Raw genomic sequence first — 23,582 nt, 5'->3', positions numbered from 1 at the left:
CGGCGGGACAACCCACGCCGACCGGTCGGGCCGCGCCCGGTCCGTCAGTCCTTCGTGAGATCCGGCAGCAACCCGCGCATCGCCTCGCACTGCTCCGGCCCCACGAACCGGGCGAGGGCCTCGGCGACTGTTTCGGCGAGCGGGCTGGAGGCCTCCTGCAGCAGGCGGCGGGCCTTGTCGGTGAGGGTGACCTCGACGCCTCGCTTGTCGCCGCAGACCGACTTGCGGGTGACGAGACCGGCGTGCTGGAGGCAGGCGATCTGGTAAGTGAGACGGGTCTTGGGGCGGCCCAGGAGCTCCGCGATACGCGTCATGCGCAGGCCCTCCGCGGGCTGCTCCGCCAGCAGGCACAGGACGAGGAACTCGTCGTGCGAGACGTCGAGCTTCTCCTTCACGACGGAGCGCAGCCGTTGCTCCACCGCACCGGTCGCGGCCAGCAGGACCATCCAGGCGCGCAGCTCGGCCGGCAGCAGCCCGACGCCCTGTGCGGACGGACATTCGGGCAGGTCGGCGGGGTGCTCATCGTGGTCTGCCATGGGTCCGATTCTAACTGTTGTCCAAATTTGCATGACCCTGTTGTTCAGTTTTGGATAATCAGCTAGCGTGGCGTCATCCAAATTTGGACCATTGATGGGAGAAGGATCATGACCGTCGCCGTGGAAACCGGGCTGTGGCAGCTGGACGCCGGCGCGTCCACCGTCGGCCTCCGCCACAAGACGATGTGGGGACTGGTCACCGTCAAGGGCACCTTCGGGGTCGTCGCGGGCCAGGGCGAGGTGCGGGCCGACGGGTCGGCCGCCGGCACCCTGACCCTGGGTGCCGCCACTCTCGACACCAAGAACGCCAAGCGGGACACGCACCTGCGGTCCGCCGACTTCTTCGACGCCGAGAACCACCCCGAGATCACCTTCGTGGTCCGCAGCGCCGAACTCCGGGACGGCGACACCGTGAACGTCGCCGGTCAGCTGACCGTGCGGGGTATCAGCAGGCCGCAGTCCCTCACCGCACGCCTGACGCATGCGGGCGCCGACGCACTGACGCTGGACGCCGAATTCACCGTGGACCGGGACCAGTTCGGCCTGGGCTGGAACCAGCTCGGCATGATCCGCGGTCTGACCACCGTCGCCACCACGCTCCGCTTCACGCGTACGGCAGCCTGACGCACCGTCGTTCACGTGGCTGCGACGCGTTGTCAGCCCGCCGCCCGGAAGGCGGATCGCAGCGCCGACTGCACATCCGCGCTCGACAGCGTCTGCGGCGCGGCCGTGAACGCGCGCAACCGGATCCGCACACCCTTGCGAGGCAGGGTGAACCGGCCGTAGTACGGCCGGAGTTCGTAGCGTGCCGTGGCATGGGCCGGGAGTGTGGCGGGCCCCTTCACGATCGTCCAATACGCGCTCATGCCCTGCCCCGTGGTGAGCGTGAAGTGCGGTGCGAGGGCACGGTCGTCCGTGTTGGTGACCCGGAGCGTCAGCAGGGACACGGCCGTCGGCGAGGCCCGGCGCACCGAGGCGACCTGCATGCGCAGCGGCGGCGACCCGGTCGCCGCCACCGTCGCGCTCACCAGCGCCGGGGACAGCACGAGCAGGGCCACGGCCAGCCGTGCCGGACGGCGGTGCCGGACCGCCGGCAGGCGCGGGCGTGGCTGCCACGCGCCGGCGAACTCCGCCGCGGGCGCGGTGATCACGGCCGCCAGCCACAGCGGGGTCATCATCAGGTAGTAGCCGTCCTGGGAGCGCGTCGCCAGGTAGAAGGCGCACCAGGGCAGCACGGTCGCCGCGGGGCCCAGCCGCCGTACGAACAGCACGAACAGCGCGAGCAGCGCCGCGGCCAGCAGCAGGCTCGCGTGCCCGTACCAGTCGATCCGGTCGCTGCCGTTCGTCAGGTACAGCGAGATGTCCACCACGCCCTGGCCGTGCAGCACCGCGCCCTGCGTCAGAGGCAGCGCGATCCCGTTCAGCCAGGTTCCCGGTTCGTGCACGACGAAGTACGTGTTGATCAGCAGCCATACGGTGGCCGCGACCCCGGCCACGCGCAGCGTCACCAGCGTCGCCGCCCGCCCGCCGAGCTCCCCGCGGCGCACGGCGTGGATCCCGGCGAGCAGGAAGGGGGCCAGGAACCAGGGGAGCTGCTGGGCCGCGCACGCGGCGCCCAGGCACGCGGCCCGCGCGATGCCCGCCGCGCCGAGCCGGCCCCCCAGCCCGATCCGCGGCCAGCGGACCACGACCGGGATCAGCAGCACCAGGGCCAGGATCGCCGGATAGCCGAGCCGGGCGTACGAGGGCAGGAACGCGAACCCGAGGCACACCATGGTCGCCGCCGGCCGCCACGGCACGGGCAGCATCCGCCACAGGACCACCGTCCCCGTGACCAGCGCGCCGGTGGTCATCGCCGTCGCGGGGGTGCCCGCGTGCCCCAGCCACAGCAGGGGGGCCGTCAGAAGCGGGGCCAGCGGGGGGTAGCCGTACGTGAGGTCGTAGCCGCCGTACACCGTGGGGGTGAGCGCGACGCCGGGCTTTCCGAAGAGCCAGGGCCACGGCTGCCCGTAGATCGCGTGACCTCGGACCAGTTCCCTGGCGGCCTGGGTGGTGAGGACCCCTTCGTCACCGCCGGTGTGCAGCATGACCCACGCGCACAGGGTGAGCGTCACCGCCGTCACCAGGACGCACAGGTCGAGGCGCGCCAGCGAACGGGTCCGGCGGACCACCAGCGCGAGCACGCCGCACACCAGGATCGAGGCGTAGCACACGGAGATGACCGTGGCGACGACAAGCCTGTGGCTCGCCGCCGACGTCCACACCGAGCGCGTGCCGATGAAGAGGCTGATGTCGGCGAGGAGGGTGAGGACGCGGTGCCACTGCGCGGGCGGTTGTTCCCCTCGGGGCGCGACCGCCGGAGCGCCGGCTTCTTGTGGGGCGCCCTCAGTGGCGCCCTGAACGGCGGACACCGCCGGCTGTGTGCGCCGGGCGGCTGTCACCGGCTGCGAATCTGCCAAGTGCACGGCACCGGACCGTAGCCGCGGCCGGTGAGCGGGACGTCGCCGGAGGAGAAGAGTCCGGTGTGAGGGCGGTAAGACCTGGGCGGGCCGGCGTGATGCGGCCCTTGTGACAGTCGCGCACCGTGTCGCTGTTGGGCCGAACGGGTGACATGGCGTAAGAATTGGCTGGTGCAGGCATGGAGTGCGAGTCAGTTCGGGGGGATCCGGTGAGCCGTCACGATGTCACCGATGAACAGTGGGAAGGGCTCGCCCAGGTTGTTCCGCTGCGCGGCCGGGACGCCTGGCCGTCCGCGGTGGGCCACCGTGCCCTCCCGGAGGCGGAGACGGAAGCGCGCCGCCGCTTCGTCGTCCTCAGGGTCAATGTCTTCGCCGACGCCCGCGAGGTCGCCGAGACGCTCATGGCGGGCATCCCCGTCCTGCTCGACCTCACCGGCGCGGAGACCGAGGTCGCCAAGCGGGTCCTGGACTTCAGCACAGGCGTCGTCTTCGGCCTGGCCAGCGGGATGCACCGGGTCGACCGGAACGTCTTCCTGCTGACCCCACCCGGCACCGAGGTGAGCGGGCTGATGAAGGGGGCCGGGGTTCCCGGGGGGTGAAGCCGGCCGGGGCCGCCCCCGGCCCCGCCCATCGCCCGATCGTAGGAACCGCGAGAGGGCGGAACGGTTCGCCCGACCGCGGGCTTCTACGGTCCGGGCATGGCCGTGCCGTCTTCGTCCTCGACCAGCTCTCCACCGTTTCCGGCACCCCGGAAGAACGCCGGGAGACACCCCGACCGTCCCCACGTCACCGAACTGCACCTGTCCGCCTTCGCCCGGCACCGCGGTGCCGGATTCCCGTTCGGACCCCTCACCCTCCTCGCGGGACCCAGCGGCAGCGGCAAGTCCGGGGCGCTGCGGGCGTACGAGGCGCTCGCCCGCCTCGGTGGCGGTGCCGAGCTCGGTGAGGTGTTCCCCGACCCGGTCGCCCACGTGCCCGAGCGGGCCCGGCCCGACGCCCAGCGCCGCCGCGGCTTCCGCATCGGCTGTACGGCCGACGGTCCCGAGGGCCCGGTCCGGCTCGACGTCGCCGTACAGGCCGAGCCCGAACTGCGCATCGTCGGCGAGCGGTTGACGGCCGGTGGGCTCGTCCTTCTGGAGACCGCCCTGCGCGATCCGGGCGGGCGGTCCGTGCAGGCCGCCTGGCACACGGGCGGGTCCTCGCCGGTGACCCGCGCCCCGATGCCCGACGACCGGCTCGGGACGCCGCTGCTGCCCCTGCGGGTGGCCGGCCGGACGGACGGTCAGCGCCATGTCCTCGCCGCCGCCCAGCAGATGGTGGTCGCCCTGCGCTCCGTCTTCGCCTGCGACCCGCGGCCGGGAGGCATGCGCGCCCCCGTGCCCACCGGCTCCGGGCGACTGCTCGGCGGCTGCGGCAACCTCGCCGACGTACTGTGGCGCACCCGGAGCGAGTGCGGGCGGCGGCACGCCCAGCTGGTCGCGGCGGTACGGGCCGGATGCGCCGGCCCCGTGACGGACGTGCTCGCAGAGCTGCCGGGCGACGGCACCGTCCGGGCGCTGCTGGACCGGGGCGACGGGATCCGGACGGACCTCGGGCGGCTCGGCGAGGGCGAGTTGAGATACCTCGCCCTCACGCTGGTACTGCTCACCGGGCCGGGCGTGCTGGAGGTCGACCCGGCCGGCGAGGTACCCGCCGCCATGCAGACCCTCACCGTCCTCGCCGACGGGCTCGACCGCGGTCTGGACGCGCGGCAGCGCGGGGAACTGCTGCGACTCGCGGCGCGGATGTGCGAACGCGGCCACATCCGGCTCGTCGGCGCTGTGAGCGACGCGTCCTGGGCCGCCGGGGCGGACGGAGTCTCGGTGGTACACCTGGAACCGTGACAGAACCTCTCGACGTGGCGAAGCTGCAGCGCAGGCTGGCCGAGTTCGCCGCAGCGCGGAACTGGCAGCCGTACCACACGCCCAAGAACCTCGTCGCCGCGCTCAGCGTGGAAGCCTCCGAACTCGTCGAGATCTTCCAGTGGCTGACGCCGGAGGAGTCGGCGCGCGTGATGGACGACCCGGACACCGCGCACCGCGTCACGGACGAGGTCGCCGACGTCCTCGCGTATCTGCTGCAGCTGTGCGAGGTGCTCGGCATCGATCCGCTCGCCGCGCTGGACGCGAAGATCGACCGGAACGAGCGGAGATTCCCGGCTCCGTAAGGAGCCGCCCGGTCCGGTTTCACTCTCCGGAGTCGTTCAGCTGTCCGAAACCGATTTGTTGTCCACAGATTTCCGTCTTCCTCTGGCTTTTCATCCCACACGCCCTCACTCTGGGTAGTGGACGAGGGAGTTCGGGCGGACGTGCGAGGGAGCACGTCGGACAGACGGGGGCGGCGCATGGACGCTGTGCGGCTCATCCGGACGAGCAGGCGTGCTCTCGCGGGCAGCGGCGACGCGCCGGGAATCCTGACGGAGGTGTGGCAGGCACAGGCCCTGGCCCAGGCGATAGGCAGCAGGCTCGCGGTCTCCGGCCCGCCCGAACTCCGCGGCGAGGCCCTGGGACTGACCGAGCTGGCGGGCAGAGGCTGCGGCGTGCTGGACACGCCGGTCCTCGATCCCGGGACCCTGCGCGCAGCCCAGCTCACCGAACTGGACGACGCCCGCCAGGCTCTGCTGGGCCTCGGCGGACTGCTCGGTGAGGTCGGTATCGCCCTCGTCGGCGTCGCCAGCTCGGCGGACGACGAAGCCACGTACTGGCAGTGCATGGAGGCGATCGACGCGGCGGACGAGTCGAGGGACCGCGTGCTGGAGATGCTGCGCAAACTGGCGGACCGGGACCAGGTGCTGCCGGAGGTGTGAAGCCGGCGCCGGCCGCGACTCCGCGTCCGGTGCCATTGACCGGGGACGACCGGGGTCGCGGGGACCGGTGGGGGTCGTCGGGGCGGCCGGGGTGCAGGATGGAGGTATGGATCTTCGAATCTTCACCGAGCCCCAGCAAGGGGCGACCTACGACACCTTGCTCGCCGTGGCGAAGGCCACCGAAGACCTTCGCTTCGACGCCTTCTTCCGCTCCGACCACTATCTGAGGATGGGCTCCGTGGACGGCCTGCCCGGCCCCACCGACGCCTGGATCACCTTCGCCGGCCTCGCCCGCGAGACCCGCCGCATACGCCTTGGCACGCTGATGACCGCCGGCACCTTCCGGCTGCCCGGTGTGCTCGCCATCCAGGTCGCCCAGGTCGACCAGATGTCGGGCGGACGCGTCGAACTCGGCCTGGGCGCCGGCTGGTTCGAAGAGGAGCACAAGGCGTACGGCATCCCGTTCCCGAAGGAGAGGTTCGGCCGGCTCGAGGAGCAGTTGGAGATCGTGACGGGCCTTTGGGGCACGAAGCCCGGCGACACCTTCGACTTCCACGGGAAGTTCTACGACCTCACGGACTCGCCCGCGCTGCCCAAGCCCGCGCAGGAGAAGATCCCGGTGCTCATCGGCGGCCACGGCGCGACCCGCACCCCGCGGCTCGCCGCCCGCTTCGCCGACGAGTTCAACATGCCGTTCGGCTCGATCGAGGACAGTGAGCGCCAGTTCGGCCGGGTGCGGGCCGCTGCGGAGGAGGCGGGCCGCCGCGCCGACGACCTCGTCTACTCCAACGTCCTCGTGGCCTGCGTCGGCAAGGACGACCAGGAGGTCGCCCGCCGCGCCGCCGCGATCGGCCGCGAGGTGGACGAACTGAAGGCCAACGGCCTGGCCGGCACGCCCGCCGAAGTCGTCGACAAGATCGGACGCTACGCCGGGATCGGCTCCCGGCGGATCTACCTCCAGGTCCTCGACCTCGACGACCTGGACCACCTGGAGCTGATCTCCGCCCAGGTGCAGTCGCAGCTGTCGTAGGGCGACGGGGTGCACGATCCGGGCCCGGACAACGGTGTCCGGGCCCGGGGCGCACCTGCCCTGGTGCTTTGCTCACGCGCCCGTCACTGTGACACGCCTGTGACTGGAACTGTGTCTTCCGCCACAGGCGGCGGGACGGCCTCCTGATGAGGTGGCCGGATGCGCAGACCCACCCCCCTTCTCCCTGCCCTGGCCGCCGTGTTACTCCTCACGGCGTGCGGTTCGGAACACGCCGACACGCAGGGCGGCGGCCGTGGACCGGGCACCCCGGCGTCACCGTCCCAGGTCTCCGGCCCCGGTCTGGGCGGCGTCCGGATCACGGCGATCACCATCCCGTCGCCCTCGGCCGCCCCGTCCTCCGCGCCCGGTGCCTTCCCCACGCTCGACACCCTTCCCGCCGCCTCCGGCGTCTCCGCCGCCTACGAGGTCACCAACCGCGGTTCGCAGACGCTGACGTACACCGTCCTCTTCGACTTCACGACGGGCGCCGGAGAGGTCATGAGCAACAAACGCGAGACCGTGCGCTCGGTCGGCCCCGGCCGGACCGTGCGGGGGACCGTCGCCCTGGGGGTGCTGCCGCGGGGCGCGGCTCGGGTGACGAGCGTGAAGGTCGCCGAGGTGACCAAGGTCCCCACGGCCGAGGAGCCCGGCGTGTGCACGTCCGCCGGGATCCGGGTCACCGCCGACGAGGGCGACGCCGCGATGGGTCTGCGGGTGGTGGGACTGCGCCTCGAGAACTGCGGGACCGGCGACTACACCCTCGAGGGCTTCCCGGCCTCGAGCCTCCTCGACGAGGACCACGAACCGGTCGACGGTGTCGAGGTCCTCCACGGCAGCGGGGGCATCGCCACCGTGACGGGATTCGACGACCCGCCACGCCCCCTCACCCTGAAGCCCGGGGAGTACGCGACCGCAAGCCTGATGTGGCGCAACACCACGGGCGCCGGCAGGGCCGTCAATGCCCCGTACGTCAGGCTCGTTCGAAGTCCGGTGCCGCGCCGGTGATGCTGACGCCCCGTCTCGACCTGGGGACCACCGGAAAACTGGGCATCAGCGCGTGGAAGACCTCGGACTAGCGAAGCCGGCGGGGCAGACCGGACCGCCCGGTCTGCCCCGCTGCCTTCATCCCTTGGGTCAGTTGTTCGGCCGGCTTACGGGCCAGCGGCGGTCGCCGTCGTGGTGGTGGTGGTGACGGCCTCGGTCGTAGCCCCAGGCGTAATCGTCGACGAAGCGGCCGCGGTCGTTGCGCAGGGTCGCGGTGTCGGAGCGGTTGCCCCATACGTAGTCACGGCTGTCCTGGTAGAGGTCCGTGTCGGTGTCGCGGCCGATGCCGGTGTGGATCCGCACCGTCGACCGGCCCTCGAGGCGGTGACCGTCGAAGGTGTAGGTGAGACCGTCTTCGCTCTCCAGGGTCCAGCCGTCCAGGTCGACCCCGCGGCGGCTGTTGTTGGTGATCTCCACCCACTCCCTGTTCAGCGAGCGGTTGGAGCCGTCGTCAAAGCCGGGGGAGTCGTACTGCACCGCCGAGATCTCCACCTCCGCGCGGTTGGGGCGGGGGTGGCCTGCGGCCGACGCCGGCAGCGCCACGTCGCCCAGGACGGCAGCGGCCGCGAGCGTGACGGCGGACAGACGACGGGCGGTTGCAACGGAAGAAGACACAGAGCCTCCTGCATGTGCGGGCACCGCTTCCCTTCTCGGCCCGCGAGCGGGCGGGAGGGGAAGTGATGGTGCGAGGTGCGAGTGACGGCCGGACTGGCCGTGCACGCACACCCTGGCCGCGGCTGCGACATGGGAGCGCGGTACGCGCACTGTGTTACGAATCGCCCACATCACCGTTACTGTCGCCTTCAATGTCCATCTATGTGGCAAATGGTTCGGAGTTGAAGGGTCACCTGGCCGCATCGCCCGGCAGCGGCAGGCCCCCCTCACCCGAAAGTGCGTAACAGAGCCTCCGCGACACACCTCCACCACGGGCTCCTGCCGGTCGGACCAGACGATCACCCGCCGATGACGCCGTCCGTGTGAAGTCCCGCCGCGCCCGCAACCGCCGCGCTCCCCGAGGGCCTCTGGTCCTGCAGATCTGCAAGCTGCACGTGAGGAGAGCGACGTGACCACCACTGCCTTCGAGCACAGCGCGCCCTGTTCCTTCGTCGACGCCTACGCCGTCGACGCCTCCGCGCCGATCTGGCCGGCCGCCGCCGGACAGCATCAGGACGCGGACGATCTGCTCCCGCCGCCGAACCCCGCCCACCGGCTCAGCTTCACCATCGACCCGCGCGACCGGCGACGCCTCGATCTGCACGCGGCCCTGACGGCGGCCGGCATCCCGCCCCACCCCGAAGACCGTGACGCCATCGACCAGCTCAGCGCCCTGCCCGCCACCATCAACGCCGCCCTCCAGCGCTGGCTGCACCACACCACGTGAAGCGAGGTCTCGGCGCGTTCCCGATTCTTGGGTAGACTGACCTACCTAGAATCTGGAAGGGAACGTGTTGGGCGAGACCCCCACCTCGGCAGCGAGGCCCGGCAGGAAGGGAAGCGCGCGCACGCGGCTGCTCGCCGCCGCAGCGCGCCGCTTCTACGCGGACGGCGTGTCGGCGACAGGGATCGACACGATCACTGCCGAGGCGGGCGTCGCGAAGATGAGCCTGTACAACAACTTCTCCTCCAAGGCCGACCTGGTGATGGCCTACCTCGATGCACGGCACGAGGAGTGGCTGGGCCTGTACCGGCGGCGGCTGGAAGAGGTCCGGGACGCTCGCGGCGGTGTACTGGCCGTCTTCGACGCGTACGCCGATCACGCCGCTTTCGCCTATGAGCACGGCTTCCGGGGGTGCGGGCTGCTGAACGCGGCCGCCGAGCTGCCCGCCGGGCACGAGGGCCGGGACGTGGTGCGCCGGCACAAGGAGGAAGTCGAGTCCCTGCTCGCCGCGCACCTCGAGGAACTGCTGTCCGACCGGCCCGAAGAGGCCCGTGCGGTGGCGGAGCATCTGTCGTTCCTGCTGGAAGGCGCGATGGCACGCGCCGGCCTGGAGGGCGGGGGTGCGCGGCTGGAGCATGCGCGGACCATGGCGGCGAACCTGCTGGACCGGCTGTGACGCGGCCCGCCGGACATGCGGCCGGCTCGGTGCGCATGGGCTCGCTGTGTGTGCTCGTGGCGTCGGTTCTGTGGGGCACCACGGGCACCGTCGCGACCTTCGCCCCGGCCGTGGGACCCCTCGCGATCGGGGCCGTCGCCATGGGCCTCGGCGGACTCCTCCAAGCCCTCCTGGCCGCCCCCCGTATCGTCCGGGAGACGTCCGTGCTGCGCGCGCAGCGCGGTGTGGTCGTGCTCGGTGCGCTGTCGGTGGGCGCCTACCCGCTGGCGTTCTACACCTCCATGCATCTGGCCGGGGTCGCCGCCGGCACCGTGGTGACGATCGGCTCGGCCCCGCTCGCCTCGGCCGTGATCGAGCGCGTGGTGGACGGACGCCGCCTCACACGCCGGTGGATGACCGGCGCCGCTCTGGGCCTGTCCGGAACCGTTCTGCTGTGCACGGCCGAAGCGGCCCGGGCACACCCCGGCGCCGGCACCCACTCCGCGCAGACGACCGTGCTCGGCGTGGGCCTGGGTCTGGTGGCCGGTTTCGCCTACGCCCTGTACTCCTGGGCGGCCCACCGCCTGATCAGCCACGGGGTGACCTCCGGCGCGGCCATGGGAGCCGTCTTCGGCCTGGGCGGTCTGCTGCTCCTGCCCGTGCTGCTGACCACCGGCACCCCGCTGCTCGACTCCTGGTCCAACGCCGCCGTCGGCGCCTACATGGCCCTGGTCCCCATGTTCCTCGGCTACGTCCTGTTCGGCTGGGGCCTGGCGCACGTCCCGGCGAGCACCGCGACCACACTCTCGCTGCTGGAGCCCGCCGTCGCGGCCGTGCTCGCCGTACTGGTCGTCGGTGAGCGCCTGCCCCTGCTCGGCCGGGCCGGCATCGCCCTGGTCGTCGGCTGCCTCGCGGTACTCACCACGCCGACCCGCGCCACCGCGCAGGCCGGAGCGGCGAGCACCACGAGCCCGGTCGCATCCGCAACCGAGCCCGAACGAGCCCTCCCGGCCTGACCCCGGAGCCGTCAAGACGTGGGTTCGCTCCGACGCGCGTGCGAAAAACCCCGAGTGGATTCGAGGTGTTCGCTGTACGTTGAGCCGCGAACATCCGCAGGCCAGAAGGCAAATTCGAGGTCACCCACCGTGTTCCTGACCATCACCACCACCGGCACCCCCGAACGTCCCGCGACCGACCTCGGTTTCCTGCTGCACAAGCATCCCGAGAACGCGCAGGTGTTCTCCACATCCTACGGCAGGGCGCACGTTTTCTACCCCGAGGCGGACGACCGGCGCTGCACGGCGGCGCTGCTGCTGGAGGTGGACGCGGTGGCACTGGTCCGGCGCGGCAAGGGCAAGGGCCGCGGGGGAGCCCCCGACGCCGCCCTCGCGCAGTACGTCAACGACCGCCCCTACGCGGCCTCCTCGCTGCTCGCCGTGGCGCTGAGCGGTGTCTTCTCCAGCGCGATGCGGGGCGTGTGCAACGCCCGCCCCGAGCGTGCCGCGCAGCCGCTGCCGCTGCGCATCGAGGTGCCCGCGCTGCCCGCCCGCGGCGGCGCCGACCTCGTACGACGTCTCTTCGAGCCGCTCGGCTGGACGGTCACGGCCGAACCGGTGCCGCTGGACACCGAGTTCCCCGAGTGGGGCGACTCGCGGTACGTGCGGCTCGTCCTGGAGTCCTCCGAGCTCACCCTGGCCCAGGCCCTGCGCCATCTGTACGTCCTGCTCCCGGTCCTCGACGACGCCAAGCACTACTGGGTCTCTTCCGACGAGGTCGACAAGCTGCTGCGCGCCGGTGAGGGCTGGCTGCCCGACCACCCGGAGCAGAAGCTGATCACCAGCCGCTATCTGTCGCGCCGCTGGTCGCTGACCCGGCAGGCGATGGAGCGCCTGGAGCTGGTGCGGCTCGCGGAGGCGGACGACAGCGAGGTCGAGGAGATCGACAACGCGGTCGAGGCGGAGACGGAGATCGAGGAGAAGCCGACCCCGCTCGCCGTGCAGCGACGCGACGCGATCATCACGGCGCTCAAGGAGTCCGGTGCCGCCCGGGTGCTCGACCTCGGGTGCGGACAGGGCCAGTTGGTGCAGGCGCTGCTCAAGGACGCCCAGTTCGCGGAGATCGTCGGCGTGGACGTGTCCGTACGGGCGCTCACGATCGCCGCGCGGCGACTGAAGCTGGACCGGATGGGGGAGCGGCAGGCCTCCCGCGTCCAGCTCTTCCAGGGGTCGCTCGCCTACACCGACAAGCGGCTGGGGGGCTATGACGCCGCCGTGCTCAGCGAGGTCGTCGAGCACCTCGACCTGCCGCGGCTGCCGGCCCTGGAGTACGCGGTGTTCGGCTCGGCCCGGCCCCGCACGGTCCTCGTGACGACCCCGAACGTCGAGTACAACGTCCGCTGGGAGTCCCTCCCGGCCGGACACGTCCGGCACGGCGACCACCGCTTCGAGTGGACGCGCGAGGAGTTCCGGACGTGGGCGCGGACGGTGGCCGAACGGCATGGGTACGGCGTGGAGTTCGTACCCGTCGGCCCGGACGACCCGGAGGTGGGGCCGCCCACACAGATGGCGGTGTTCAGCATGAAGACCATGAACGAGAAGGAGGCGAAGGCGGCATGACCGACACCACGAAGGGCCGCGTCCTGCCCGTCACCGACCTCTCCCTCGTCGTCCTCGTCGGCGCCTCCGGCTCGGGCAAGTCCACCTTCGCCCGGCGCCACTTCAAGCCCACCGAGGTCATCTCCTCCGACTTCTGCCGGGGCCTGGTCTCCGACGACGACAACGACCAGAGCGCGACGAAGGACGCCTTCGACGTGCTGCACTACATCGCGGGCAAGCGGCTCGCGGCCGGCCGGCGCACCGTCGTCGACGCGACCAGCGTGCAGCAGGACGCCCGCCGCCAGCTGATCGACCTGGCCAGGAAGTACGACGTGCTGCCCATCGCCATCGTGCTCGACGTCCCGGAGGAGGTGTGCGCCGAGCGCAACGCGGCCCGCACCGACCGGGCCGACATGCCGCGCCGGGTCATCCAGCGCCACGCCCGCGAACTCCGGCGGTCCCTCAGGCACCTGGAGCGCGAGGGCTTCCGCAAGGTGCACGTCCTGCGGGGCGTCGAGGAGGTCGAGCAGGCCACGGTCGTCACCGAGAAGCGGTTCAACGACCTGACCCACCTCACCGGCCCCTTCGACATCATCGGCGACATCCACGGCTGCTCCTTCGAACTGGAGGCACTGCTCGGCAAGTTGGGCTACGTCGACGGCGTCCACCCCGACGGCCGTACGGCGGTCTTCGTCGGCGACCTCGTCGACCGCGGCCCGGACAGCCCGGGCGTGCTGCGCCGGGTGATGGCGATGGTCGGGTCGGGCAACGCCCTGTGCGTGCCCGGCAACCACGAGAACAAGTACGGGCGGTACCTCAGGGGCCGCAAGGTCCAGCACACGCACGGGCTCGCCGAGACCATCGAGCAGATGGAGGGCGAGAGCGAGGAGTTCAAGCAGGAGGTACGCGAGTTCATCGACGGCCTGGTCAGCCACTACGTCCTCGACGGCGGCCGGCTTGTCGTCTGCCACGCCGGTCTGCCGGAGAAGTACCACGGCCGTACGTCGGGCCGGGTCCGCTCGCACGCGCTGTACGGCGACACGACCGGCGAGACGGACGAGTTCGGCCTGCCGGTGCGCTACCCGTGGGCGGAGGACTACCGGGGCCGGGCGGCCGTCGTCTACGGACACACCCCCGTCCCGGAGGCCACCTGGCTCAACAACACCATCTGCCTGGACACCGGCGCCGTCTTCGGCGGCAAGCTGACCGCGCTGCGCTGGCCGGAGCGGGAGCTGGCCGACGTACCTGCCGAGCGGGTCTGGTACGAGCCGGCGAAGCCCTTGAAGTCGGAGGCGCCCGGCGGGCACGACGGCCGCCCGCTGGACCTGGCGGACGTACACGGCCGGCGGGTCGTCGAGACCCGGCACCAGGGCCGCGTCTCGATCCGTGAGGAGAACGCGGCCGCGGCCCTGGAGGTGATGAGCCGCTTCGCGGTCGACCCGCGCCTGCTGCCGTACCTGCCGCCGACGATGGCACCGACGGCCACTTCCCACATCGAGGGGTACCTCGAGCACCCGGCCGAGGCCTTCGCCCAGTACAGGGACGACGGTGTCGAGCGGGTCGTGTGCGAGGAGAAGCACATGGGGTCGCGGGCGGTGGCGCTGGTGTGCCGGGACGCGGAGGCGGCCGCCAAGCGCTTCGGGGTTGGGGGCACCTCCCGCTCGAGCGTAGCCGAGAGTGGGGGAGGGCCGACCGGCTCGCTGTACACCCGTACCGGCCGTCCCTTCTTCGACGACGAGTCCGTCACGGAGGAGATCCTCGGCCGCGTGCGCACGGCGGTCACCGAGGCCGGCCTCTGGGACGAACTCGCCACGGACTGGCTCCTGCTGGACGCCGAGCTGATGCCGTGGTCGCTGAAGGCGTCCGGGCTGCTGCGGTCGCAGTACGCGGCCGTGGGCGCCGCGTCCGGGGCGGTGTTCCCGGGTGCGCTGGCCGCGCTGGAGGGTGCGGCCGCGCGGGGTGTCGACGTCACGGACCTGCTGGGGCGCCAGCGTGAACGGGCGTCCGACGCCGCCGCGTTCACGGAGGCGTACCGCCGCTACTGCTGGACCACGGACGGCCTGGACGGCATACGTCTGGCTCCGTTCCAGATCCTCGCGGTCCAGGGACGCAGCCTCGCCGGCCTCCCCCACGACGAACAGCTCGCGCTGCTCGACCGGCTGGTGGAGCACGACGGCACCGGTCTGCTCCGGACCACCCGCCGCCTGTACGTCGACACCGGTGACCCCGAGTCGGTGCAGGTGGGCGTCGACTGGTGGCTGGAGATGACCGGCCGCGGCGGCGAGGGCATGGTCGTCAAGCCGCTCGGCGGTGTGGTGCGCAGCCCCGAGGGCCGCCTGGTGCAGCCCGGCATCAAGTGCCGGGGCCGTGAGTACCTGCGGATCATCTACGGTCCGGAGTACACGCGGCCCGACAACCTCGCCCGGCTGCGTCAGCGGTTCCTGAACCACAAGCGGTCGCTGGCGATCCGCGAGTACGCGCTCGGTCTCGAGGCCCTGGACCGGCTGGCCGAGGGCGAGCCGCTGTGGCGGGTGCACGAGGCGGTGTTCGGGGTGCTGGCGCTGGAGTCGGAGCCGGTGGACCCCCGTCTGTGACGGGGTGGTGGGGAGCGGTTCAGCCGACGAGCCGCAACCGCTCCCCGCACACCCCCACCCGCACCGACTGCCCCCACGTCAGCTGCACCGCGTCGCCCTCCATTCCGTCCCCGAAGGCGACCAGCCGCTCGGACTCGACGGTGAGGCGCAGGGACGCGGGGCCGGTCAGTTCGCCCGCGACGAGGGACGTTCCGGTGGCCGGCGACGGCCAGGCCTCGCGGACGTACCACAGCAGGCGGTCCTCCGTGGGAGCGGGCAGGAGCGCGCCGCCGCCCCGCTCCTGCCACACCGACCGGATCCATCCGGTCGCCCCGGTCCCCGTCCCCACCAGCACCCCGGACGAGGCCTGGGTCTCGACGGCACCCCCGTCGTCGTCGAGCCCCAGGCGGTAACGGGCCGTCTGGTGGCCGGCGGCGCCCAGGTAGATCTCGTTGAGGGCGACCAGCCGTTGCGTGTCGTCGGCGACGGCCTCGACCATGGTGCGTTCCTCGACGCCCGTGGCCCGGGCGAGGACCGCCGGCAGCAGCGCCGCCGCGTCCCGCGGCCGGTGGCGCACGAGAACCCCCGGATTGCGCCCGGGATCGGTGTCGATCCCCACCACCGGCTGTCCCGCGAGGTACTTGGCCACGTTCGCCACGAGCCCGTCCTGCCCGACCACGACCACCACGTCCTCGGGCGCGAACAGGAAGCGGTCCAGGTCCCCCCGCTCGACCTGTGCCTGACGCCACGTCAGAGGGATGGCGGAGGTCACCTCGGCCAGCGCCCGGCGGGTGCGGCGGTGGCGTTCGGCGACCTCCTCGATGTCGCGGCCCCGGGAGGAGAGGAAGAAGGCGGCCTGTCCGTGCGTGCTGTGCCGGGCCACCAGCTCCTCGTACTCCGTGGTGCGATGGACCAGCACGGCCCGCGGGGCGAGACTCACGCCCGCTCTCCGTTGCCGAGCCGGGCGAGCAGTCCCGTGAGTACGTCCGGCGAGATGGTCACGCTGTCGATGTTCGGCAGGTTCTCCGCGAGCCGCGTGCCGGTGAGGGCGTGCAGCGTGGCGACGTCGACGTCCGCGTGCACCCGCAGCCAGGCCGCCTGGGCCTGCGCCCGCGCCTCACCCACCTCGCGCGCGGCTTCGGCCTCCGCGCGGGCGACGCGTACGGACCGGGCCGCCTCGGCCTCCGCCAGCTTCACCGTGCGCGCGGCCTCCGCCCCGGCGAGCCGCTCGGTGCGCTGTGCCTCGGCGTCGGCGAGCTCGACCTGGCGGGCGGCCTCGGCCTGGGACAGCCGTACCGTCCGCGCCGCCTCCGCCTCCGCCCGCACCTTGTCCGCGGCCGCGTGCTCCTCCGCCTCGCGGCGGGCGTTCGTGCCCCGCTGTTCGACCAACTGTTCCTCACGGCGGGCCAGTTCGATCTGGCTGGCCAGCTCGTTCTCGGCGATCGTGCGTTCCCGCTCGACGGCCACGGCCCGGCGCTCGTACGTCGCCCGGTCGGCCTCCTGCTGAATCTGTTCGCGCGCCGGTGTGCGCAGGGCCCGCTCCACCTCCGGCTCCGGGCGCAGCGCCACCACACGGACGGCCACGATCTCGATGCCGGTGGCGGGGAGGCGGGGCTCGGCGGCCAGGCCCGCCGCGACGCGTTCGCGCACCGCCGTCACGCCGTCGACCAGCGCCGCCGACAGCGGCGTACGGGCGAGCACGTCCAGCGCGTGCTGCTGTGCCGTCTCCGTCAGCAGGGTGCCGAGCTGTTCGAGGGGCGCGCCCCGCCAGACGCCCGTGTCCGGGTCGATGGAGAAATCGAGGCGTGCGGCCGCCACGCCCGGGTCGCTGATCCGGTAGGTGACCGTCGCCTGCACCGCCACGTCCTGGAAGTCGGCCGTACGGGCATGGAAGGTCATCGCCAGTTCGCGGTCGTCGACCGGTACCTCGGACAGCGCGGCGGACAGCGCGCGGAACCAGAAGCTGAGCCCCGGCCCGTCGTGCACCAGCCGGCCCGAGCGGTGGTGCCGGACGTGCGCCGTCGGCGCGCCGCGCAGATGGCGCCAGCCCAGGCGCCGGGTGATGTCGGCCATGCGGCCCCCTCCCTGATTTTCGTCAATGCGACGATAATCGCCCGGCCCGGTTGTCGTCAAGGGGACGAAAACAACCTCGTGCGGAAACGGTCGAGCAGAGGGCGAACACGGTCTTCGGTGGTCAGGATGGATACATGGGATTCCATGTCGACTCCGAGGCCGGGCGGCTGCGCCGCGTCATCCTGCACCGGCCGGATCTCGAGCTCAAAAGGCTCACCCCCAGCAACAAGGACCTGCTCCTCTTCGACGACGTGCTCTGGGTGCGCCGGGCGCGCGCCGAGCACGACGGGTTCGCGGACGTGCTCCGCGACCGCGGAGTCGCCGTCCACCTCTTCGGCGACCTGCTCACCGAGGCCCTGGAGATCCCGGCGGCCAGATCGCTCGTCCTGGACCGGGTCTTCGACGAGAAGGAGTACGGGGTGCTCGCCACCGACCATCTCCGTGCCGCCTTCGAGAACCTGCCCGCGCGCGAGCTGGCCGAGGCCCTGGTCGGCGGCATGACCAAACGCGAGTTCCTGGACGCCCACCCGGAGCCGACCTCCGTGCGCTTCCATGTCATGGAACTCGACGACTTCCTGCTCGACCCGCTCCCCAACCACCTCTTCACCCGCGACACCTCCGCCTGGATCTACGACGGAGTCTCCATCAACGCCATGCGCTGGCCCGCCCGGCAGCGCGAGACGGTCCACTTCGAGGCGATCTACCGCCACCACCCCCTCTTCCGCGACGAGACGTTCAACGTGTGGTCCGAGGGGCAGGCCGACTACCCGTCCACCATCGAGGGCGGGGACGTGCTGGTCATCGGCAACGGGGCGGTCCTCATCGGCATGAGCGAGCGCACCACGCCGCAGGCCGTCGAGATGCTCGCGCACAAGCTGTTCGCCGCGGGCTCCGCCCAGACGATCGTGGCCCTCGACATGCCCAAGCGACGCGCCCTCATGCACCTCGACACGGTGATGACGATGGTCGACGGCGACGTCTTCACGCAGTACGCGGGGCTCGGCATGCTCCGCTCGTACACCATCGAGCCGGGGGCGGGCGACAAGGAACTGAAGGTCACCGACCATCCGCCGGAGCACATGCACCGGGCCATCGCCGCCGCGCTCGGGCTGAGCGAGATCCGTGTTCTGACCGCCACCCAGGACGTGCACGCGGCCGAGCGCGAGCAGTGGGACGACGGCTGCAACGTCCTCGCCGTCGAACCGGGCGTCGTCGTCGCCTACGAGCGCAACGCCACCACCAACACGCATCTGCGCAAACAGGGCATCGAGGTGATAGAGATCCCGGGCAGCGAGCTGGGCCGGGGGAGGGGTGGACCGCGGTGCATGAGCTGTCCGGTCGAGCGGGAAGCGGTGTAGGAGCAGGCTCTGTATAGAAATGCTATTCATCGTATAGACTTCCAGAGCCCTGTTCCCGTACCTCTGGAGCGCCCCCATGGCGACTGTCCCGACCGCCCTCGCCGGCCGCCACTTCCTCAAGGAGCTGGACTTCACCGAGGAGGAGTTCCGCGGCCTGATCGAGCTGGCCGCCGAGCTGAAGGCCGCCAAGAAGGCCGGGACCGAGACGCAGTACCTGCGGGGCCGGAACATCGCGCTGATCTTCGAGAAGACCTCGACGCGCACCCGCTGCGCGTTCGAGGTCGCCGCCGCCGACCAGGGCGCGTCGACGACGTACCTCGACCCGTCCGGCTCCCAGATCGGCCACAAGGAGTCGGTGAAGGACACCGCGCGCGTGCTGGGCCGGATGTACGACGGGATCGAGTACCGCGGGGACAGTCAGGCCAAGGTCGAGGAGCTCGCCGCGTACGCGGGCGTCCCCGTCTACAACGGCCTCACCGACGACTGGCACCCCACCCAGATGCTCGCCGACGTGCTCACCATGACCGAGCACAGCGGCAAGCCGCTCGAGGAGATCGCCTTCGCCTACCTCGGCGACGCCCGCTTCAACATGGGCAACTCCTACCTGGTCACCGGCGCCCTGCTCGGCATGGACGTGCGCATCGTCGCCCCGAAGTCCTACTGGCCCGCCCAGGAGATCGTCGACCGGGCCCGCGAGCTCGCCGAGACCAGCGGCGCGCGCGTCACGCTCACCGAGTCACTCCAGGAGGGCGTGGCGGGCGCCGACTTCGTCGCCACCGACGTCTGGGTCTCCATGGGCGAGCCCAAGGAGGTCTGGGTCGAGCGCATCGAGGCCCTGGTCCCGTACGCGGTGACCATGGACGTCCTGCGCGCCACCGGCAACCCGGACGTCAAGTTCCTGCACTGTCTGCCGGCCTTCCACGACCTCGGCACCAAGGTCGGCCGCGAGATCTACGAATCGCACGGCCTGGAGTCGCTGGAAGTGACGGACGAGGTCTTCGAGTCGGCTCACTCGGTCGTGTTCGACGAGGCGGAGAACCGGCTGCACACGATCAAGGCGGTATTGGTCGCGACCCTCGGCTGAACGGGTCAGATCGGGCGCCGCTGCCGCGGCACCACCGGCAACCGGAACCACACGGCCTTGCCGGACGCCGTCGCACGGTGACCGCAGGACGAGCTGAGGGCACGGATCAGCAGCAGACCACGGCCGTGCTCCTGCCAGGGGTCGGGTGCGCCGCGGCCGGGGCGGGTGAGGTCACCGGGCGGTGCCGGATCCGGGTCGTGCACCTCCACCTTGCAGCCGGTCGGCAGCAGCTCCACCACCAGCTCTATCGGCGCGCCCCCGACCGTGTGCTCCACCGCGTTCGCGACCAGCTCCGCGGTCAGCAGCTCCGCGGTGTCGCAGTCCGCCCCGTGCTCCAGCTCCGCCAGCGCCGTACGGACCAGAGCGCGGGCCACGGGCACCGCCGCGGCGGAATGCGGCAGCGCGATGCGCCATGAGGCAGAGGCGGAGGGGCGTTCTTGCACGGCGGGTCCGTTCATGGCGCAGGCTGACCTGCTTTCGGCATTACGAATCGTACGGCGCCCCCCGTCAGCGTCCCTCGGCGGGCACCGTCCGGGACCTTCGGCCCCGGTACCGGGCGGCTTACCCACGCCAACGGCCCGTCTCGCGCGGCTGCTCCCGCTGTTACGCGGCTATCGACTACCTGACGGGGTTCGGTCACATCGTGACGGGGTATCGCGCACTCGTGACGACAGTCACGGATCGGTGATAACTTCGAGGAGTAGAGCTCCGTGAGGCCGTGCCCGCGCCACCGTCCGAGGAGGCCGCACATCATGAGTCCCTTCACCGGCTCCGCCGCCCGCACCTCCGACTGGCGGCATCTGCGCGTCGAGCACACCGACGGGGTCGCCACCGTCACCCTGGCCCGCCCCGCCAAACTCAACGCGCTCACCTTCGGCGCCTACGCCGACCTGCGCGACCTGCTCGCCCAGCTGTCCCGGGAGCGTTCCGTACGGGCTCTGGTGCTGGCAGGCGAGGGGCGCGGCTTCTGCTCCGGCGGCGACGTCGACGAGATCATCGGCGCGACCCTGTCCATGGACACCGCCGAACTGCTCGACTTCAACCGGATGACGGGGCAGGTCGTGCGGGCCGTGCGGGAGTGTCCGTTCCCGGTGATCGCGGCGGTGCACGGCGTGGCGGCGGGCGCGGGAGCCGTGCTGGCGCTCGCGGCGGACTTCCGGGTCGCCGACCCCACCGCTCGATTCGCCTTCCTCTTCACCCGGGTCGGCCTGTCCGGCGGCGACATGGGGGCGGCCTATCTGCTGCCCCGGGTCGTCGGCCTCGGCCATGCGACCCGCCTCCTCATGCTGGGCGAGCCGGTACGGGCCCCCGAGGCCGAACGGATCGGCCTGATCAGCGAACTGACGGAGGAGGGCCGAGCCGACGAGTCCGCCCAGACCCTGGCCCGCCGCCTGGCCGACGGCCCGGCCCTGGCGTACGCCCAGACAAAGGCACTGCTCACAGCGGAACTGGACATGCCCCTGGCGGCAGCGGTGGAATTGGACGCCTCGACCCAGGCGTTGTTGATGAACGGCGAGGACTACGCAGAGTTCCACGCGGCGTTCAAGGAGAAGCGACCGCCGAAGTGGAGGGGGCGGTAACCGTGCCGACCCAAGGGGCGCGGGGAACTGCGCGACCGGCTACACACCACCCGCAGTCGCCGGAGAACACGAGCCACCCCCAACGCATTGCGATCACCGGCGGAGGCCCCGGAGGGCTGTACGCAGCTGCGTTGCTGAAGCGCCTCGACCCGTCGCGTGAAGTCACCGTCTGGGAACGCAACGCCCCGGACGACACCTTCGGCTTCGGCGTCGTCCTCTCGGACGAAACCCTCGGCGGCATCGAACATGCGGACCCGGCGGTCTACGAGTCCCTCCAGAAGGACTTCATCCGCTGGGACGACATCGACATCGTCCACCGAAACACCCGCCAGACCTCCGGCGGACACGGCTTCGCCGCCCTGGGCAGGCGCAGGCTCCTGGAGATCCTGCACGACCGCTGCCGCGACCTCGGCGTCGAGCTGCGCTTCCGTACGGAGGCCCCGTACCCGGCGTGGCTGGCGGAGACGTACGACCTGGTCGTCGCCGCCGACGGAGTGCACAGCACCACCCGCGAGGCCTTCGCCGACGTGTTCCGCCCGCGTATCGCCACGCACCGCTGCCGCTACATCTGGCTCGCCGCCGGTTTCGCCTTCGACGCCTTCCGCTTCGAGATCGCCGAGACCGAGCACGGTGTGATGCAGCTGCACGGCTACCCGTATGCGGCCGACGCCTCCACCGTCATCGTCGAGATGCGCGAGGAGGTGTGGCGCGCCGCCGGCTTCGACGGGCTCGACGAACGCGAGTCGATCGAACGCTGCGCCAAGATCTTCGCGGACGCGCTCGGCGGCAGGCCGCTGAAGTCCAACAAGTCGGCGTGGACCACGTTCCGTACGGTGGTCAACGAGCGGTGGTCGCACGGCAATGTGGTGCTGCTGGGCGACGCCGCCCACACCGCCCACTTCTCCATCGGCTCCGGCACCAAGCTCGCCGTCGAGGACGCGCTCGCGCTCGCGGCCTGTCTGGAGGAACAACCCGATCTGCCCGGCGCGTTGGCCGCCTACGAGGAGGAGCGCAAGCCGGTCGTCGCCTCCACCCAGCGTGCCGCCCGCGCCAGCCTGGAGTGGTTCGAGAACCTCGCCCTGTACCTCGACCAGCCGCCCCGCCAGTTCGCCTTCAACCTCCTCACCCGCAGCCGCCGCGTCACCCACGACAACCTCCGCCTGCGCGACTCCGGCTTCACCGAAGCCGTGGAGCGGGAGTTCGGCTGCCCGCCCGGCACGCCCCCGATGTTCACGCCGTTCCGGCTGCGCGGCCTGAGCCTGCGCAACCGGGTCGTCGTCTCGCCCATGGACATGTACTCGGCGACCGACGGGGTCCCCGGCGACTTCCACCTCGTCCACCTGGGCGCCCGGGCGCTCGGGGGCGCCGGCCTGGTGATGACCGAGATGGTGTGCGTGAGCGAGGAGGGCCGGATCACGCCCGGCTGCACCGGCCTCTACACCGGACGGCAGGCCGAGGCCTGGAAGCGGATCGCCGCCTTCGTGCACCGGCAGGCGCCGGGCACCGCGATCGGCGTGCAGCTCGGCCACTCCGGTCGCAAGGGCTCGACCAGGCTGATGTGGGAGGGCATGGACGAGCCGCTGGAGGACGGCAACTGGCCGTTGGTGGCCGCGTCCCCGCTGCCGTACAAGGAGGGCAGCCAGACCCCGCGCCAGCTGTCCCGCGCCCAGCTCACCGACATCCGCGAGCAGTTCACTTCGGCCGCCTGGCGTGCTGCCCGGGCCGGCTTCGACCTCCTCGAACTGCACTGCGCCCACGGCTATCTGCTGTCCGGCTTCCTCTCCCCGCTGACCAACACCCGTACGGACGCCTATGGCGGCTCGCTCGAACGGCGGCTGCGCTTCCCGCTGGAGGTCTTCGACGCCGTCCGCACGGTGTGGCCGGAGGAACGACCCATGACCGTGCGCATCTCCGCCACCGACTGGGCGGAGGGCGGCACCACCGCCGAGGACGCAGTCGAGATCGCCCGCGCGTTCGCCGCGCACGGGGCCGACGCGATCGACGTGTCGACCGGGCAGGTGGTGGCCGACGACCGGCCGGAGTTCGGACGGTCGTACCAGACACCGTTCGCGGACCGCATCCGCCACGAGGTCGGCATCCCTGTGATCGCGGTCGGCGCGATCTCCTCCTGGGACGACGTCAACTCGCTGATCCTGGCCGGGCGCACGGACCTGTGCGCGCTGGCCCGCCCGCACCTCTACGACCCGCACTGGACGCTGCACGCGGCCGCCGAGCAGGGCTACACGGGGCCGGGCGTCGTCTGGCCGGCGCCTTACCGGGCGGGCAGCCGCCGCCCGCAGACCGGACGTACGGACGCCCCCAAGCCCCGCCTGACGCTGGGGACCTGACCCTCGTCGTGCTCCCCGGAAACGG

Annotated in this window: 22 protein-coding genes; 16 read left to right on the top strand and 6 right to left on the bottom strand. The window is 71.7% G+C overall.

Features of this window, described 5'->3' with window-relative positions; genetic code table 11:
• Positions 1-44 precede the first annotated feature (44 nt).
• On the bottom strand, positions 45-536 hold the full coding sequence (locus ABZO29_RS12885; protein WP_367320327.1) for a MarR family winged helix-turn-helix transcriptional regulator: 492 nt from the start codon (positions 534-536) through the stop codon (positions 45-47).
• A 108-nt stretch (positions 537-644) separates the two neighbouring features.
• On the opposite strand from ABZO29_RS12885, the gene ABZO29_RS12880 reads away from it, so the two are divergent.
• Positions 645-1,160, top strand: a complete 516-nt coding sequence (locus ABZO29_RS12880; protein ID WP_367320326.1) for a YceI family protein — start codon at positions 645-647, stop codon at positions 1,158-1,160.
• A 32-nt stretch (positions 1,161-1,192) separates the two neighbouring features.
• Here the strand turns inward: ABZO29_RS12880 and ABZO29_RS12875 are convergent, their stop codons facing one another.
• Positions 1,193-2,827, bottom strand: coding sequence for a hypothetical protein (locus tag ABZO29_RS12875; protein WP_367326119.1), 1,635 nt, complete (start codon positions 2,825-2,827; stop codon positions 1,193-1,195).
• A 347-nt stretch (positions 2,828-3,174) separates the two neighbouring features.
• Between ABZO29_RS12875 and ABZO29_RS12870 the strand changes: the two genes are divergently transcribed.
• The 6 genes from ABZO29_RS12870 to ABZO29_RS12845 all read left to right on the top strand — a co-directional run bounded on the left by ABZO29_RS12870 (position 3,175) and on the right by ABZO29_RS12845 (position 7,875).
• Positions 3,175-3,594 carry a cell division protein SepF gene (locus ABZO29_RS12870; protein ID WP_367320325.1) on the top strand — a complete coding sequence of 140 codons (420 nt, stop codon included), beginning with the start codon at positions 3,175-3,177 and terminating at the stop codon, positions 3,592-3,594.
• A gap of 99 nt (positions 3,595-3,693) precedes the next feature.
• Entirely contained in the window at positions 3,694-4,878 is a 1,185-nt protein-coding gene (locus tag ABZO29_RS12865; protein ID WP_367320324.1) for an ATP-binding protein, read from the top strand.
• The gene (locus tag ABZO29_RS12860; protein WP_367320323.1) at positions 4,875-5,201 is read left to right on the top strand and encodes a nucleotide pyrophosphohydrolase; all 327 of its coding nucleotides are present in this window, start codon (positions 4,875-4,877) and stop codon (positions 5,199-5,201) included. The genes ABZO29_RS12865 and ABZO29_RS12860 overlap by 4 nt, the downstream gene beginning before the upstream one ends.
• Before the next feature lie 177 nt (positions 5,202-5,378).
• Positions 5,379-5,840: a DUF6099 family protein gene (locus ABZO29_RS12855; RefSeq protein ID WP_367320322.1), complete on the top strand. Its 462-nt coding sequence runs from the start codon at positions 5,379-5,381 to the stop codon at positions 5,838-5,840.
• 106 nt (positions 5,841-5,946) lie between these two features.
• On the top strand, positions 5,947-6,870 hold the full coding sequence (locus ABZO29_RS12850) for an LLM class F420-dependent oxidoreductase (RefSeq protein WP_367320321.1): 924 nt from the start codon (positions 5,947-5,949) through the stop codon (positions 6,868-6,870).
• A gap of 159 nt (positions 6,871-7,029) precedes the next feature.
• A complete protein-coding gene (locus ABZO29_RS12845; protein ID WP_367320320.1) occupies positions 7,030-7,875 on the top strand; it encodes a DUF4232 domain-containing protein in 846 nt (281 codons plus the stop codon).
• A gap of 129 nt (positions 7,876-8,004) precedes the next feature.
• On the opposite strand, the gene ABZO29_RS12840 is transcribed toward ABZO29_RS12845, so the two are convergent.
• Positions 8,005-8,529 (bottom strand): lamin tail domain-containing protein, encoded by a 525-nt coding sequence (locus tag ABZO29_RS12840; RefSeq protein WP_367320319.1) that lies wholly within the window; start codon positions 8,527-8,529, stop codon positions 8,005-8,007.
• Positions 8,530-8,977: 448 nt separating this feature from the next.
• Here ABZO29_RS12840 and ABZO29_RS12835 point away from each other — a divergent pair, with 448 nt between their 5' ends.
• The 5 genes from ABZO29_RS12835 (at position 8,978) to ABZO29_RS12815 (ending at position 15,135) form a co-directional block, all read left to right on the top strand.
• Entirely contained in the window at positions 8,978-9,295 is a 318-nt protein-coding gene (locus tag ABZO29_RS12835; protein ID WP_367320318.1) for a hypothetical protein, read from the top strand.
• A gap of 67 nt (positions 9,296-9,362) precedes the next feature.
• The gene (locus ABZO29_RS12830) at positions 9,363-9,968 is read left to right on the top strand and encodes a TetR/AcrR family transcriptional regulator (RefSeq protein ID WP_367320317.1); all 606 of its coding nucleotides are present in this window, start codon (positions 9,363-9,365) and stop codon (positions 9,966-9,968) included.
• Complete coding sequence (locus tag ABZO29_RS12825; RefSeq protein WP_367320316.1) at positions 9,965-10,963, top strand: DMT family transporter; 999 nt, start codon at positions 9,965-9,967, stop codon at positions 10,961-10,963. The genes ABZO29_RS12830 and ABZO29_RS12825 overlap by 4 nt, the downstream gene beginning before the upstream one ends.
• A 129-nt stretch (positions 10,964-11,092) precedes the next feature.
• Positions 11,093-12,562 carry a 3' terminal RNA ribose 2'-O-methyltransferase Hen1 gene (locus ABZO29_RS12820; RefSeq protein WP_367320315.1) on the top strand — a complete coding sequence of 490 codons (1,470 nt, stop codon included), beginning with the start codon at positions 11,093-11,095 and terminating at the stop codon, positions 12,560-12,562.
• On the top strand, positions 12,559-15,135 hold the full coding sequence (locus tag ABZO29_RS12815; protein WP_367320314.1) for a polynucleotide kinase-phosphatase: 2,577 nt from the start codon (positions 12,559-12,561) through the stop codon (positions 15,133-15,135). Before ABZO29_RS12820 ends, ABZO29_RS12815 begins: the two co-directional genes overlap by 4 nt.
• Before the next feature lie 19 nt (positions 15,136-15,154).
• On the opposite strand, the gene ABZO29_RS12810 is transcribed toward ABZO29_RS12815, so the two are convergent.
• Together ABZO29_RS12810 and ABZO29_RS12805 are read right to left on the bottom strand one after the other, a co-directional pair.
• Positions 15,155-16,054, bottom strand: coding sequence for a hypothetical protein (locus ABZO29_RS12810; protein ID WP_367320313.1), 900 nt, complete (start codon positions 16,052-16,054; stop codon positions 15,155-15,157).
• Positions 16,051-17,187, bottom strand: coding sequence for an SPFH domain-containing protein (locus tag ABZO29_RS12805; RefSeq protein WP_367320312.1), 1,137 nt, complete (start codon positions 17,185-17,187; stop codon positions 16,051-16,053). The genes ABZO29_RS12810 and ABZO29_RS12805 overlap by 4 nt, the downstream gene beginning before the upstream one ends.
• A gap of 134 nt (positions 17,188-17,321) precedes the next feature.
• Between ABZO29_RS12805 and ABZO29_RS12800 the strand changes: the two genes are divergently transcribed.
• Positions 17,322-18,545 carry an arginine deiminase gene (locus ABZO29_RS12800; RefSeq protein ID WP_367320311.1) on the top strand — a complete coding sequence of 408 codons (1,224 nt, stop codon included), beginning with the start codon at positions 17,322-17,324 and terminating at the stop codon, positions 18,543-18,545.
• 76 nt (positions 18,546-18,621) lie between these two features.
• Positions 18,622-19,629 (top strand): ornithine carbamoyltransferase, encoded by a 1,008-nt coding sequence (gene argF / locus ABZO29_RS12795; RefSeq protein ID WP_367320310.1) that lies wholly within the window; start codon positions 18,622-18,624, stop codon positions 19,627-19,629.
• A 5-nt stretch (positions 19,630-19,634) separates the two neighbouring features.
• Here argF and ABZO29_RS12790 read toward each other — a convergent pair whose 3' ends face one another.
• A complete protein-coding gene (locus ABZO29_RS12790) occupies positions 19,635-20,087 on the bottom strand; it encodes an ATP-binding protein (RefSeq protein ID WP_367320309.1) in 453 nt (150 codons plus the stop codon).
• Between the two features lie 294 nt (positions 20,088-20,381).
• Between ABZO29_RS12790 and ABZO29_RS12785 the strand changes: the two genes are divergently transcribed.
• Both ABZO29_RS12785 and ABZO29_RS12780 read left to right on the top strand, forming a co-directional pair.
• On the top strand, positions 20,382-21,209 hold the full coding sequence (locus ABZO29_RS12785; protein WP_367320308.1) for an enoyl-CoA hydratase family protein: 828 nt from the start codon (positions 20,382-20,384) through the stop codon (positions 21,207-21,209).
• A gap of 86 nt (positions 21,210-21,295) precedes the next feature.
• Positions 21,296-23,557 carry a bifunctional salicylyl-CoA 5-hydroxylase/oxidoreductase gene (locus ABZO29_RS12780; RefSeq protein WP_367326118.1) on the top strand — a complete coding sequence of 754 codons (2,262 nt, stop codon included), beginning with the start codon at positions 21,296-21,298 and terminating at the stop codon, positions 23,555-23,557.
• Positions 23,558-23,582: the final 25 nt, after the last annotated feature.

The sequence above is a fragment of the Streptomyces sp. HUAS ZL42 genome (assembly GCF_040782645.1).
Taxonomy (GTDB): domain Bacteria; phylum Actinomycetota; class Actinomycetes; order Streptomycetales; family Streptomycetaceae; genus Streptomyces.
The sequence above is the reverse complement of the archived record's forward strand: the minus strand, read 5'-3'. Positions and strand labels throughout refer to the sequence as shown.